The sequence below is a fragment of the Yoonia sp. KMU-150 genome, assembly GCF_056858355.1.
This window is the reverse complement of record NZ_JBXEQF010000001.1, coordinates 955725-968128: the sequence shown is the minus strand read 5'-3', so window position 1 is coordinate 968128 and position 12404 is coordinate 955725. Positions and strand designations below refer to the sequence as shown.

Annotated in this window: 16 protein-coding genes; 4 read left to right on the top strand and 12 right to left on the bottom strand. The window is 62.2% G+C overall.

Features of this window, described 5'->3' with window-relative positions; genetic code table 11:
- Positions 1-55: 55 nt before the first annotated feature.
- Both AC04PH_RS04680 and AC04PH_RS04675 read left to right on the top strand, forming a co-directional pair.
- A complete protein-coding gene (locus AC04PH_RS04680; protein ID WP_483064578.1) occupies positions 56-856 on the top strand; it encodes a trypsin-like serine peptidase in 801 nt (266 codons plus the stop codon).
- A 143-nt stretch (positions 857-999) separates the two neighbouring features.
- Entirely contained in the window at positions 1000-1467 is a 468-nt protein-coding gene (locus tag AC04PH_RS04675) for an Hsp20 family protein (RefSeq protein WP_483064577.1), read from the top strand.
- Between the two features lie 70 nt (positions 1468-1537).
- Here AC04PH_RS04675 and AC04PH_RS04670 read toward each other — a convergent pair whose 3' ends face one another.
- The 5 genes from AC04PH_RS04670 to AC04PH_RS04650 all read right to left on the bottom strand — a co-directional run bounded on the left by AC04PH_RS04670 (position 1538) and on the right by AC04PH_RS04650 (position 6086).
- Positions 1538-2017 carry a pyridoxamine 5'-phosphate oxidase family protein gene (locus AC04PH_RS04670; RefSeq protein WP_483064576.1) on the bottom strand — a complete coding sequence of 160 codons (480 nt, stop codon included), beginning with the start codon at positions 2015-2017 and terminating at the stop codon, positions 1538-1540.
- 79 nt (positions 2018-2096) lie between these two features.
- Positions 2097-2399 carry a cupin domain-containing protein gene (locus AC04PH_RS04665; protein WP_483064575.1) on the bottom strand — a complete coding sequence of 101 codons (303 nt, stop codon included), beginning with the start codon at positions 2397-2399 and terminating at the stop codon, positions 2097-2099.
- Positions 2396-5209: a DNA polymerase I gene (gene polA, locus AC04PH_RS04660; RefSeq protein ID WP_483064574.1), complete on the bottom strand. Its 2814-nt coding sequence runs from the start codon at positions 5207-5209 to the stop codon at positions 2396-2398. The genes AC04PH_RS04665 and polA overlap by 4 nt, the downstream gene beginning before the upstream one ends.
- A 68-nt stretch (positions 5210-5277) precedes the next feature.
- Positions 5278-5961, bottom strand: a complete 684-nt coding sequence (locus tag AC04PH_RS04655) for a TIGR02117 family protein (protein ID WP_483064573.1) — start codon at positions 5959-5961, stop codon at positions 5278-5280.
- Entirely contained in the window at positions 5907-6086 is a 180-nt protein-coding gene (locus AC04PH_RS04650; RefSeq protein ID WP_483064572.1) for a zinc-finger domain-containing protein, read from the bottom strand. The genes AC04PH_RS04655 and AC04PH_RS04650 overlap by 55 nt, the downstream gene beginning before the upstream one ends.
- A 71-nt stretch (positions 6087-6157) precedes the next feature.
- On the opposite strand from AC04PH_RS04650, the gene AC04PH_RS04645 reads away from it, so the two are divergent.
- Positions 6158-7117 carry an ABC transporter ATP-binding protein gene (locus AC04PH_RS04645; RefSeq protein ID WP_483064571.1) on the top strand — a complete coding sequence of 320 codons (960 nt, stop codon included), beginning with the start codon at positions 6158-6160 and terminating at the stop codon, positions 7115-7117.
- Positions 7118-7200: 83 nt separating this feature from the next.
- Here the strand turns inward: AC04PH_RS04645 and AC04PH_RS04640 are convergent, their stop codons facing one another.
- On the bottom strand, positions 7201-7560 hold the full coding sequence (locus AC04PH_RS04640) for an HIT domain-containing protein (RefSeq protein ID WP_483064570.1): 360 nt from the start codon (positions 7558-7560) through the stop codon (positions 7201-7203).
- Between the two features lie 11 nt (positions 7561-7571).
- On the bottom strand, positions 7572-9149 hold the full coding sequence (locus tag AC04PH_RS04635) for a DUF5928 domain-containing protein (RefSeq protein WP_483064569.1): 1578 nt from the start codon (positions 9147-9149) through the stop codon (positions 7572-7574).
- A gap of 151 nt (positions 9150-9300) precedes the next feature.
- On the opposite strand from AC04PH_RS04635, the gene AC04PH_RS04630 reads away from it, so the two are divergent.
- Positions 9301-10119, top strand: coding sequence for a sulfotransferase family protein (locus AC04PH_RS04630; RefSeq protein ID WP_483064568.1), 819 nt, complete (start codon positions 9301-9303; stop codon positions 10117-10119).
- A gap of 6 nt (positions 10120-10125) precedes the next feature.
- Here the strand turns inward: AC04PH_RS04630 and AC04PH_RS04625 are convergent, their stop codons facing one another.
- The 5 genes from AC04PH_RS04625 to AC04PH_RS04605 are packed head-to-tail and all read right to left on the bottom strand — an operon-like array spanning position 10126 to position 12404.
- Positions 10126-10749: a cysteine hydrolase family protein gene (locus AC04PH_RS04625; RefSeq protein ID WP_483064567.1), complete on the bottom strand. Its 624-nt coding sequence runs from the start codon at positions 10747-10749 to the stop codon at positions 10126-10128.
- Between the two features lie 20 nt (positions 10750-10769).
- The gene (locus AC04PH_RS04620; protein WP_483064566.1) at positions 10770-11225 is read right to left on the bottom strand and encodes a CIA30 family protein; all 456 of its coding nucleotides are present in this window, start codon (positions 11223-11225) and stop codon (positions 10770-10772) included.
- Entirely contained in the window at positions 11222-11623 is a 402-nt protein-coding gene (locus AC04PH_RS04615; RefSeq protein WP_483064565.1) for a Na+/H+ antiporter subunit G, read from the bottom strand. Before AC04PH_RS04615 ends, AC04PH_RS04620 begins: the two co-directional genes overlap by 4 nt.
- A complete protein-coding gene (locus tag AC04PH_RS04610; protein ID WP_483066148.1) occupies positions 11620-11901 on the bottom strand; it encodes a K+/H+ antiporter subunit F in 282 nt (93 codons plus the stop codon). The genes AC04PH_RS04615 and AC04PH_RS04610 overlap by 4 nt, the downstream gene beginning before the upstream one ends.
- 2 nt (positions 11902-11903) lie before the next feature.
- Entirely contained in the window at positions 11904-12404 is a 501-nt protein-coding gene (locus AC04PH_RS04605) for a Na+/H+ antiporter subunit E (RefSeq protein WP_483064564.1), read from the bottom strand.

Here is a 12404-nt window from a genome sequence, read left to right as displayed (position 1 = left end):
TTGCCGCACATGGCAGGCAAATCGCGCCAGACTGCCGCGACATCACAGGCCCGCCATGCGCATATTCCTCACGATCCTTCTGCTGCTGACAGCCAACCTGTCGGCGGCGCAGCAATCCGGGCTGGTGACGCTGGAGACCGGGCAGGACAGCCGCGGATGGGAGGCGGTCGGCCGTCTGGATATCGCGGGGCAGGGTTTCTGCACCGCCGCCCTGATCGCCGACGACCTGATCCTCACAGCCGCGCATTGCCTCTACGATCGCGACGACGCGCTTCTGTCCGCGGACCGCTTCAGCTTCCGAGCGGGGCTGCGCAACGGGCGGGCCGAGGCCACGCGCGGGGTGACGCGTTTCGTCGCGCATCCCGCCTACGTGGCCGAAAACGACGGCACGGATATGCGCAGTGTCGCCGCCGATATCGCCGTGCTGGAGCTGGACCAGCCGATCCGCTTTACCCGCATCCGGCCCTTCGTCGTGTCCGACCGTCCGGCCCGCGGCGATACCATCGGTGTGGTGTCATACGGTGCCGGTCGCGAAGACGCGCCCAGCCTGCAGGAGGTCTGCAGCGTGATGGGCCAGAACCGGGGCGCCGTGATCATGACCTGCGACGTGGCGCATGGATCAAGCGGTGCGCCAGTCTTCGCGATGGCGGGCGGCGTGCCGCAGATCGTGTCCGTCATCTCCGGCATGGCCGAGGTGGACGGACAGCAGGTGTCGCTCGGCACGTCGCTTGGGCAACCGCTCGATGAATTGCGCGCACATTTCGCCACCATCGGCCCGGCCCGGATCGGCGGCGTACAGCGCATCATCCTGAACGGACAGCGCAACGATACCGGTGCAAAATTCGTCAGCCCATAAGGCGCACCGGGGGTCTTGAAACCCCGCAAAACCGTTCCCAAATATTGGTCACGAGGATGCCCATACGGGGCCTCGCGACGAACGGCCTGTCCCCCTGCGGGAAGGCTGAAACCCATGTTATCGCTTTGAAAAGGATGACCAAAATGCGTACACTTGATCTGACACCACTCTACCGTGCCACTGTCGGTTTCGACCAGATCGCGGATCTGATGGACCGCGCGCTCGCCAGCGACGTCGGCAACAACAGCTACCCCCCATACAACATCGAAAAGACGGCTGACGACGGCTGGCGCATCTCTATCGCCGTGGCCGGTTTCGGCGAGGATGACCTTGCCATCGAAGTCAACGACCGCAGCCTGATCGTGACCGCGAAAAAGGCGGAAGACGAGGAAGAGCGCACCTATCTGCACCGCGGCATCGCGACCCGCGCGTTCGAACGGCGCTTTACCCTCGCCGATCACGTGAAGGTCACAGGCGCAAGCCACGCCAACGGGATGCTGCACATCGACCTGATGCGCGAAGTGCCCGAAGCGCTGAAACCGCGCCGGATCGAGATCGCGAAAGCGGCCGACAAGGACGCCAACCTGATCGAGGAAAAGTCGGTCAACTAAGTCTGACCGCATCACATGCAAACGCCCGGCACTCCGCCGGGCGTTTTTCGTTTCAGGCCGGTTTTTCCGATCAGAACGTCAGCGACACATGGGTGCCGGTATCGGGCATCTCGTCGGTGATATTGGCCTTGATGATCTCGTAGAAGAATTTGAGACCGCTGGTCGTGGTCAGCCATACTTCTGCCTTGGCCGGCGTGAATTTCATCAGGCGCAGGTCCGGGTCTTCCTTGTCTTCCTCGTACCAGGCGGCGGCGATGGGGTTCCAGATTTCGTCGATCTTGGCCTTGTCATCGGACAGTTCCAGACGCCCTTCGATGTCGGCGTAAAGCCCGGCCTTGTCGTCGGACACGACGAACTTCGCGTCCTGCGGGCCGGTGGTGACGGTGTCGACCAAGTGCGTGCCGACGGCGGACAGGAACCAGATCGCACCCGGTTTGTCGTCGTCGAAGTTGGGCGACATCGGCACCAGATTGTGATCGCTGGTCAGCCCCAGCATACCGGCGCGGACGCCCTCCAGACGGTCATAGAATTCTTTCTTTCGGTCGGACATATCGGGTCTCCATGGTCTGCCCGCCGGGTCATCCAGCGGTGTTGCCATTTCAACCCCGAAGTGCTGTGAAGCGTTCCCGTCAGGGCCGCGGCTCTTTCAATTCCACCTCGACGAACCGCATCGGGGCGCTGCCGTCGTTGACCACGTTGTGCGCGACACCGGCGTCGCGGCGATAGGCCTCTCCCGCCGCCACATTCACGCTGCGCCGCGTGTCGCCGGGTTCTTCCAGCAACATCGCGCAGTCGGTCACGGCGGTGATCACATAGTCGAACCCGTGCGTATGCCAGCCCGTTTCTGCCCCCGGCGCGAAATCGAACCGGGTGACACGCACGCGCGCATCATCGACGAGCACCGTCGTCACGGCCTGCGCGCGCTTCGTCAATGCGCCTCTGCCCAGTTTGCGCCCTGCCCCGCGTCCACTGCCAGCTTCACGGACAGCTTCACCGCCGGGTCGGCCGCGTTTTCCATCACGTCGCGGGCGACGTCGATCAGATCGTCCACCGCGCCCTTTTCGACCTCGAAGATCAGTTCGTCGTGGACCTGCAAAAGCATTTTCGCGGGCAGATCGGCGATGCGGTCGGGCATCCGCACCATGGCGCGCCGGATCACATCCGCCGCGGTGCCCTGAATAGGTGCGTTGATCGCCGCGCGCTTGGCGAAACCGGCGTGCGGTCCCTTGGCGTTGATCTCGGGCGTGTGGATTTTCCGCCCGAACAGTGTTTGCACATAACCCGTCTCTTTCGCGTCCGCGACGGTCTTGTCCATGTAGGCGCGGATGCCGGGGAAGCGTTCGAAATAGCGGTCGATAAAGCCCTGCGCCTCGCCGCGCGGGATGCGCAGGTTGCGGGCCAGACCGAAACCTGAAATGCCGTATATCACGCCGAAGTTGATCGCCTTGGCCTGGCGGCGGATATCCGGCGTCATTTCGTCCAGCGGCACGTCGAACATCTCGGACGCGGTGAGGGCATGAATATCCTGTCCCTCGGCAAAGGCCTGTTTCAGCGTGTCGATGCCCGCGATATGCGCCAGAATCCGCAATTCGATCTGGGAATAGTCGAGTGACACCAGCACCTTGCCCTCTTCGGCGATGAACGCCTCGCGGATGCGGCGGCCTTCTTCGGAGCGCACGGGAATGTTCTGCAGGTTCGGATCGGTCGAGGCGAGCCGCCCCGTGTTCGCCCCCGCGATGGAGTAGGACGTGTGCACGCGCCCGGTGTCGGGGTGGATATGGTCTTGCAGCGCATCGGTATATGTCGATTTCAGCTTCGACAACTGCCGCCAATCGAGAATCAGGCGCGGCAGATCGTGGATCGTCGCCAGATCCTCCAGCACATCGACGCCCGTGGAATAGGCTCCGGTCTTGCCCTTGGACGGCGCCTTGCCGCCCGGCATCTCCAGCGCGAGTTCATCGAACAGGATCTCGCCCAGCTGCTTGGGCGAGCCGACGTTGAACTTTCGCCCTGCCGTTTCCTGAATCTCGTCCTCCAGCGCGGCCATCTTCTGCGCGAACCCGTTGGACATGCGCGACAGCGTATCGCGGTCCACCTTGATCCCGTGCCGTTCCATCTCCGCCAGCACCGGCACCATGGGGCGTTCCAGCGTTTCGTAAACCGTGGTGACGCCGACCTGATGCAGCTTCTGGCGGAACAACTGCCACAGGCGCAGGGTGATGTCGGCATCTTCGGCGGCGTATTTCACCGCGTCGTCGATGCCGACCTTATCGAAGGTGATCGCGGATTTGCCTGTGCCCAGCAACGGTTTGATCGGGATCGGCGTGTGACCCAGATAGCGTTCGGCCAGCCCATCCATCCCGTGATTGTGCAGCCCGCCGTGCATCGCGTAGGACATCAGCATCGTATCGTCGATGGGGGTCACGTCGATGCCCAGATTGGCGAAAATCTTGGCGTCGTATTTCATGTTCTGCCCGATCTTGATGACCGACGGGTCGCGCAAAAGCGGTGTCAGCATCTTCAGGCATTCATCGACATCCATCTGCCCTTCGGCACGCGCGTCCGATCCGAACAGATCGTCCTGCGCCGCGGCCTTGTGGGTGAGCGGAATGTAGCAGGCTTGCCCCGTCTCCACCGCCAATGAAATACCGACGAGTTCGGCGCGCATTTCGTTCAGCGCCGTAGTCTCCGTGTCGATGGCGACATGGCCGCGCTCCTGAATACGGTCGATCCAGACCTGCAGCGCGGCGGCATCGCTGACCTTCTCGTATTTTTCCGCGTCGAACGGCACCGCCTCCGGCTCGTCTACGTCACCGGCAGGGGCCGCATCCTCGATCACCGGTGCCTCCGCTCCCAGCCGGTCGGCGATGCGCTTGGTGACGGTGCGGAATTCCATCTCGGCCAGAAAGCCCAGCAGCGTGTCGGCGTCCGGCTCCTTCACCTCGAGACTGTCGAGGCCGAAGGGCAAGTCCATATCGCAATCAAGTTGCACCAGCTTTTTCGACAGTTCGATTTGCTCACGGTGGTCGATCAGGGTCTGCCGCCGTTTCGGCTGCTTGATCTCCTCGGCCCGGTCCAGCAATTCCTCCAGCGATCCGTATTCGTTGATCAAAAGCGCCGCCGTCTTGATCCCGATGCCGGGCGCACCCGGCACGTTATCGACCGAGTCCCCCGCCAGCGCCTGCACATCGACCACGCGGTCGGGGCCGACGCCGAATTTCTCGTGCACACCGTCGCTGTCGATCCGCTTGTTCTTCATCGGGTCGAGCATTTCGACACCGCCGCCGACCAGCTGCATCAGGTCCTTGTCAGAACTCAGGATCGTCACACGGCCCCCCGCATCGCGCGCCTGATGGGCGAGCGTTGCAATGATGTCATCCGCCTCGAACCCCTCCAACTCCTCGCAGGCGATGTTGAACGCCCGCGTGGCATCGCGGGTCAGGGGTATCTGCGGGCGCAGGTCTTCGGGCATCGCTTCGCGGTTGGCCTTGTACTGGTCGTACATATCGTTGCGAAACGTATGGCTGCCCTTGTCGAAGATCACCGCCACATGCGTCGCCGCATCGTCGCCGGTATTCCCCTCCACATAGCGTTGCAGCATATTCACGAACCCGCTGACCGCCCCCACCGGCAAGCCGTCGGATTTCCGCGTCAGTGGCGGCAGCGCGTGGTAGGCGCGAAAGATGAACGCCGATCCGTCGATCAGATGCAGATGGCACCCCTTGCCGAATTGCTGAGCCATATGCGTTCCCCCTGCCTGCCGCGAACCCCGATTTTGCCACGATCCCACCGGTGCCGCCAGCGGTGATTTCAGGGCAGCGACCAGGTGAAGGGCGTCCAGACGCCGACACGCACATCCGCCGCGCGCAGCATGTCGCCGACCCAGACGTTGCAGGTCCGCAGGATATTGAAATGTCCTTTTGCGGGAAAGAACCGGTCCTGCACCGACAGCCCGGGTATCGGCAGGGCGACGGGATCGGTATCGGCGAAACTGCCGCGGATCGCTTCCACCAGATCGGCAAACTGCGCATCGTCCAGTGCGATCACAGTCCACTCCGGCGGCGCGATGAACGGGCCGGAAAGGTCCACCCGCATCACCGCGCTGTCACCCCGCACTGCTTGCCAGACAGTCGCGGCCTCGATATCGCCGTAGGTGCCGGTCACGGTATAGAACGCCTTTGACCCCCAGCCGAGGATGATCCAGCCGTCGATCACCTGTGTCACCGGCAGGCCCGCATCGTCCAGGAATGCAAAACCTTCGCGCGTTTCCGGCGTGATCGGCAGCAGGATATCGGTATGGATCGGCCCCGGTACCAGATAGATGCGGTGCGTGGCTGCCTCGGTCACTCGCCCAGTCTGGATCAGGCCGCCGACGGTGCCGGCCAGAAAATATGCGACGATGGCAAATACCGGCGCAAGCAGCGCCCGGCGCAGAAGTCTCAGACCTTGCCCTCGAAATCCTTGTGCACGATCTTGGCGTCGCAATAGCCGCATTCGACATAGCCCTTGTCATGCGGGATCGAATACCAGACGCGCGGATGCCCCAGACCGACACCGCCACCATCACAGGACACGCGCCACTCGTTCACGATGCGGGTCTCTGGTGCGGGAGTGGTCATGGGATCAGCCTGTCGGTTGTGTTGGACTCCGCGGATTGATACCGCAGGCAGGACACCGGGGAAAGACCATCATGACCGACGCGCCACAGGAAAATGCCATCGAAATCCGCAACCTGCGGAAAACCTATGCCGCCACCGGGCGGTCAGAGGCGAAAGACGCGCTCAAAGGGGTCGATCTCGACATACCGCGCGGCACGATCTTTGGCCTGCTCGGCCCCAACGGTGCGGGCAAATCGACGCTGATCAACATTCTCGCCGGTCTGGTGAACAAGACCGCGGGCAGCGTGAAAATCTGGGGTTTCGATCAGGATGTAAACCCGCGCCAGTCGCGCGCGGCGATCGGGATCATGCCGCAGGAACCCAACCTCGATCCGTTTTTCACGCCCGGCGGATCGCTCGACGTACAGGCGGGGCTTTACGGGGTGCCCAGATCGCAGCGCCGCACCGATGAAATCCTCGACCTGATCGGATTGAGCGACAAGAAAAACGCCTATGCCCGCTCGCTTTCGGGGGGCATGCGCCGCCGCCTGTTGCTGGGCAAGGCGCTGGTGCACAGCCCGCAGATTCTCGTTCTCGACGAACCCACGGCGGGTGTCGACATCGCCCTGCGTAATCAGCTTTGGGCCAATGTGCGCAAGCTCAACGAGGCGGGGATGACGATTATCCTGACGACCCATTACCTCGAAGAGGCGGAGGAGATGTGCGACGAAATCGCCATCATCAACCATGGAGAGGTGATCGTGCGGGACACCACCGCACGGCTTCTGGGACGGCTGGACAGCAAGACGCTCGTGGTGACGCCGACTCAGGATGCCCCCCTGCCCGCGCTCCCCGATGCGATCAACGGACAAAAGCGTGCCGATGGCGCGCTGGCCTTCACATACTCCAGCAGCCGGACGGATGCGGATACGATCCTGACCATCATCCGCGACGCGGGCATCGGCATCCGCGACATCAGCACGGAGCAGTCCGATCTGGAGGATGTGTTTCTGGCGCTGACAGATGGAACGGTGGGGTTGGCGGTGAAATAGAAACCTTCCGGGGGAAGGTTTCAGCCGCAAACGGGCGGAGCCCCGGGCAAGGCGTCGGCGTAGCCGCGCGTCGCCCCGCCAGATTACTTCGGCAACATCCGCCCCAACTGCGCACCACCGATGATGTGCAGGTGAAAATGCGGCACGTCCTGCACGCCGTGGCTCCGGGTGTTGGCGATGGCGCGGAACCCCTGCTCCACCCCCGTGATCCGGCAAACCTCCGCCACGGCAGCGAAAAACCCGGCCTGTTCCTCTGCCGAGGCGTCCGCCGCGAAGTGATCGAGGCTGACATAGGATCCCTTCGGAATCACCAGCACATGCACCGGCGCCTGTGGCTCGATATCGTGGAACGCCAGCGCGTGGTCGTTCTCCACCACCGTCTTGTTGGGGATTTCGCCGCGCAGGATTTTGGCAAAGATATTCTGGTCATCGTAGTCAAACATCGTGTCGGTCCTCAATCTACAAACAGGTGCGGGGTTTCGGCCAGTTTCAGCGCGGTCTCATCGTCGACGTCCAGAAACCGGCGCAGGGCGGCGGCGTTTTCGGTCACGGGTCGATCCTCGCGCAGGGTCGACATGTTGGCAAAGCCCGCATCCCTGATCCGCTCGCTCTCGTAACTGACATCGTTGCGGATCGTCGGCAGCAGCCGGTCGATCACCTGCTCCGGCGTCTGGTCGCCCGCCAGCCCGACACGGCGCGCATGACCGACCAGATAGTCATCTGAAAAATTACATTCGATCTCCAGCAGCCGCGTCGTGGCGCGGTCGGAAAAGAAATCCTGCATCAGGTCGATGTTGGCCGTATCCAGACAGATGATCAGCCGTTTGGCATCGTAGTAGTCGAACAGCATCCGCATCAGCGCCCGGCGGTGCCGCGTGCGTTTGGCCAGCGATGACTGCGCGCCGCCCAGATCGGGCAGATCGGTCTGGTCCTCGTTGAACAGGTATTCCAGCGCCGGGATGTCCGTGTGTTCGCGGATACCCGCGATCAGGCGCTTGGCCACGTGCCATTTCTTGCAGGCCACGATCAGCAACTCGCGGTCGCGGCCCAGCGTGGTTTCCTTTTCCCAGAACCGCATCCCGAACCGTCGCCCGATCCGGCCCCGCCCGGTCACGAAGCGGAACAGGTTGCGCCCCTCGTCCGTGATCGTGAAATCCTCTTGGTCAGAGGCATAGACCCGGCCCAGCTTCTCCTTCAGCTCTGCCGCCTCGCTGCTGATCTTGCGGGCAAAGAGCGCATCCTGCCCCAGCAGCAGATCGTAGTGATCGTTGTAAAACGTCACCGGCATCCCGTAGTCGGTGAACATCAAAAAGGTCAGCGTCCGGCTGCGGATTTCCTCGCGTGGGACGACGTGGCGCACGAGCGTCTGAAAGAACGTCTCGTCCGGGATCCAGGTCGTGCGGAAGAACCGCATCACGTCGGGCCGCTGTCGGGTGAAATCCAGCACCCATTCCACCGTCCGTCGGCGCAGGCACCACCACTGGCTGCCGATCATGATCTGCAGGTCGGCCGGCACGGCGCGGGTCAGCCCCAGCCTGCGCTGTGCGTTGAAGCTCCAGTAGAACCGTTTCTTCTGGGTGCGTTCGTTGAAGAAATGCCGATAGATCAGCCGCTCCTCGCGGAAGCCTGTCTTGATCCAGTCGCTGCGGAAATAGTCGAAACTCTCGATATAATCGACATCGTCACGGTCCAGGAAATCATGGGCGAAGCGCGCCGATTTGATCGCCATGCAATCGCCCGACACCATATAGAAATGGCTGGCGCGGGGGAATGCCTCCACCGCCGCCTCGACCGCGTGCAGCGTCGCCTGCACCAGCGACCATTCGCCCCAGCCGCATTTGATCCGCTTGGCGGCGAAAACCACGTTGGGGTTGTCCGCCAGCCCCTCCTGAATGGCGGCAAAGGCAGCCTTGGGCGCGCGCGCGTCGAAATGGATCGCGATATAGTCACCCGCCGCCGTCAGCTGCTGCGCCTGCTGGATAATGGCCCCCGGGTCCTTGTGGCAGAGCAGAATAAACGCGATTTTAGCCATATAAGCGACAGAATTGCCTGTATTGTCCGGGTCGTCACCTTTTCATACAGTGATGCCGCGCAGAAGAAACGGGGTTTCTTTGCCGGGACGATGAAACTAAAGAAGAACGCATAGCGCAGGCCCCTGGCCCATATTGAGGAAAGAGTGACGGATGGGTTTTCCAGGCACCTGGATGACGGACAGCGAAAGTGTCGTGTATCGCGTCGTGCCGAAATGCGCCTGCTCGACCATCGGCCAGATCATGTATTACTCCGATCACGGCGAATTCTTCGACGGCGACATCCACGATGCCAAGCAGGGCATGCACAAATGGGCGATGGACGACAGCCAGCCACTGATCACCGCCAACGTGAAAAACCATCAAAGCTATGCCTTCACCTGCGTCCGCAACCCCTACACGCGCATCCTGTCGTCGTTCTTCGACAAGATCTGCGGCATTCAGCGCAACGGCAAATACTATCGCGGCAACCTTGTCCCGCTGCTGATCCAGAAATACGGGATCGAGGTGGGCAGCCCGGACGACGGGTTTCAGTTCGACCAGATCAAATCCTTCCGCCGCTTTCTGCTGTTCGCCCGCGACACCATCCGCTGGCGCCGCCCGATGGAACCCGACATCCACTGGTCGGCCATGTCGGGACATATCAGCACGTTCATCGTGAACGGCGGTCGCTACGACAAGATTTTCTGGACCGAACAGTTCAACGACGGGATGCAGCAGGTCCTGTCCAACATCGAAACCCCGCACCCTGTCGATATCGCGGCGATCCCACGCTTCAACGAAAGCGAAGGTCACGGGCCCAAACGCGCACACCCGGTCGAGGATTACTTCGACGACCTGTCGATGCATCTGGTCTATGAAATCTACAAAAAGGATTTCCACCTGTTCAAATACGATTTCGAAAACCCGGCCAACAAGATGCCGATCGGCGAAATCGACCTGAACGAGGTGCACGCCAAACTGGGCGAGTAGGGCGGGCTAGGCCTCTTGGCGCAGCTCCGCGATTACAGCAGCCCGGTCCAGCCGTGCGCCGGTCTGCAGATACTCCATCGCGCGCAGGGCCGCCTCATGCGCCTCCAGCGATGACCCCGCCACGCAGTCCTCCACAACCCGGCAGAAATAGTCGGACTGGTGCCCATCGACAAAGGTATAGTGCACGCACACATCCGTCAGCCCGCCGCACAGGATCAGCGTATCGACGCCCAGACCGCGCAGAAGAATTTCGAAATCCGTCCCGAAGAACGCGGAATAGCGCCGCTTGGGGACGATGTAGTCACCCTCGCGAAACCCCATCTCTTCCTTGGCGACGTCGGTGCGCGGGTCGCCTTCGAGGCAGTGCACGTCCTCGTCCCCGTCCAGTTCGCGGCCGAAATCCACCAGATCGGCGCGGTGGATTTCCTGCACGAAGATGACCGGAACGTTCGTGTCGTGCGCCGCGTCCACCAGATCGCGGGCCGCCAGCATCGTGTTCCTGTAGCCCGGCATGTTCGCGATAGACCGCTCCGCGCTGTCGTCGATGAAGGTGCTTTTCTGGATGTCGATCACCACAAGCGCGGGTTTGCCTACGATCGTGGGTCGGGGCTCTTTCGATGCGGTCGTCATTGTCGTTCCCCCAGGCCTGTTCAGTAAAACGCCACATCGGCGACCGCGATATCCGCTTCCATCGCCTCACCGACCGCCAGAATGCCGATGCGGCGCAGTTGCGCCGGATCGAACCGCTCCTGCGTATTGTTGCTTTGCAGGTCGGCAAAGGCGAACCGCAGCGTCGTCCATTCCGCAGGTGCTGTGAAGCCGATCCGAAACGACTGCCATGGCCGAGACAGCTGATCGGTGCGCAGGCGAACGTCGTAGTCCGCCCCGTTCCCGATCAGGTCGAGCGCGATCCCCGTCCACGCGCTTGCATCCACCCGCAAATCCGCCGCCATCTGGATGAACCCGCCATTGTTGTCGAGCGACACATCCCCCGTCAGCCGCGTGGCCTTGCGCCCGGCCACTGTTTCGCGGCTGATCTGCCCGGTCGACACACCACCCATGACGGTATCGGCGACGAATTCCCACGACAGGTCCAGTGCGGTCACGACGGGGTCTTGTCGGCGATGCTTTCAAAATGGATGCGGTCTGCTTCCGGCACATCCAGCGTGGCCCAGGTATCGTCCTGCGGCGGCGACGGCGGCGTGTCACAGCTGCGGCGGTGGATGTTTACCTTGGCGATGAAATGCGCAGAGATCGGTGCCGTGACGAACAGGAACGCCATGATCAGCAACTCGTGCAGCGACCCCTGCCCATTGACGAAGGAATAGATCATCGACCCCAGCAGCAACGCCCCGATCCCCACGGTGCCGACCTTGGTGGGCGCATGCAGGCGGGTCATCGGATCGTTGAATTTCAGCAGGCCGATCACCCCCACCAGCGCAAACCCCGCGCCGATAAAGAGGCAGATCGCAGCGGCATATGTTCCGATTATCTCCCAGATCATTCGATGATGTCCCCCCGCAGGATGAACCGCGCGTAGGCGACGGTCGACACGAAGCCGAGCATGGCGATGATCAGCGACGCCTCGAAATAAATCTGGGTGCCCTGGTAAATCCCCAGCAGCACGATCAACCCGATGGCGTTCACCACCATCGTGTCGAGCGCCAGGATACGGTCGCCCACCGTCGGCCCCAGCACGAGCCGCAGCATCGACATGCCCTGCGCGAAGACGACCACGACGAAGGCGACGATCATCGCCACGTCCAGAACGGTCTGTGCCATGCTCATACGAAAATCTCCTTCAGGCGGGCCTCGTACCGGGTCTTGATGTCGTCGCGCACGCTGTCCGGGTCATCGGTGTGCAGCACGTGCACCAGCAGGCTGTGCCCTTCGTTGGACAGATCGGCCGATACCGTGCCGGGTGTCAGCGTGATCGTGCCCGCCAACACGGTGATCGCCTCGGGCTGTTTCAGCTCCAGCGGGATCACGATCCAGGCCGGGCGCAGCTTGTCGTTCGGCACGGTCAGCACGATCCATGCGACCTCGACGTTGGCGACAAGGATATCCCACAGCACCATCAACGTGTAGCGGATCATCTTCAGAAACCGGAAGCCCTTGGGCGTGTCCGGCCACCAAACGGCCGTCATGCGCGGAATCAGGACCCCCAGAATGACACCGAAGACCAGCATCCCGGTGGAAAACTGGTTTTGCAGCAAAATCCAGACGATCGCCAGCAGGATCGTCAGCAAGGGGTGGGGAAACAGCCAGTTGAATGCGCGGGTCAT

Coding starts and splice junctions, on each gene's coding strand:
- AC04PH_RS04680 (WP_483064578.1), top strand. CDS start 56: ATGCGCATATTCCTCACGATCCTTCTGCTGCTGACAGCCAACCTGTCG.
- AC04PH_RS04675 (WP_483064577.1), top strand. CDS start 1,000: ATGCGTACACTTGATCTGACACCACTCTACCGTGCCACTGTCGGTTTC.
- AC04PH_RS04670 (WP_483064576.1), bottom strand. CDS start 2,017: ATGTCCGACCGAAAGAAAGAATTCTATGACCGTCTGGAGGGCGTCCGC.
- polA (WP_483064574.1), bottom strand. CDS start 5,209: ATGGCTCAGCAATTCGGCAAGGGGTGCCATCTGCATCTGATCGACGGA.
- AC04PH_RS04655 (WP_483064573.1), bottom strand. CDS start 5,961: ATGCGGCTATTGCGACGCCAAGATCGTGCACAAGGATTTCGAGGGCAA.
- AC04PH_RS04650 (WP_483064572.1), bottom strand. CDS start 6,086: ATGACCACTCCCGCACCAGAGACCCGCATCGTGAACGAGTGGCGCGTG.
- AC04PH_RS04645 (WP_483064571.1), top strand. CDS start 6,158: ATGACCGACGCGCCACAGGAAAATGCCATCGAAATCCGCAACCTGCGG.
- AC04PH_RS04640 (WP_483064570.1), bottom strand. CDS start 7,560: ATGTTTGACTACGATGACCAGAATATCTTTGCCAAAATCCTGCGCGGC.
- AC04PH_RS04635 (WP_483064569.1), bottom strand. CDS start 9,149: ATGGCTAAAATCGCGTTTATTCTGCTCTGCCACAAGGACCCGGGGGCC.
- AC04PH_RS04630 (WP_483064568.1), top strand. CDS start 9,301: ATGGGTTTTCCAGGCACCTGGATGACGGACAGCGAAAGTGTCGTGTAT.
- AC04PH_RS04625 (WP_483064567.1), bottom strand. CDS start 10,749: ATGACGACCGCATCGAAAGAGCCCCGACCCACGATCGTAGGCAAACCC.
- AC04PH_RS04615 (WP_483064565.1), bottom strand. CDS start 11,623: ATGATCTGGGAGATAATCGGAACATATGCCGCTGCGATCTGCCTCTTT.
- AC04PH_RS04610 (WP_483066148.1), bottom strand. CDS start 11,901: ATGGCACAGACCGTTCTGGACGTGGCGATGATCGTCGCCTTCGTCGTG.
- AC04PH_RS04605 (WP_483064564.1), bottom strand. CDS start 12,404: ATGACCCGCGCATTCAACTGGCTGTTTCCCCACCCCTTGCTGACGATC.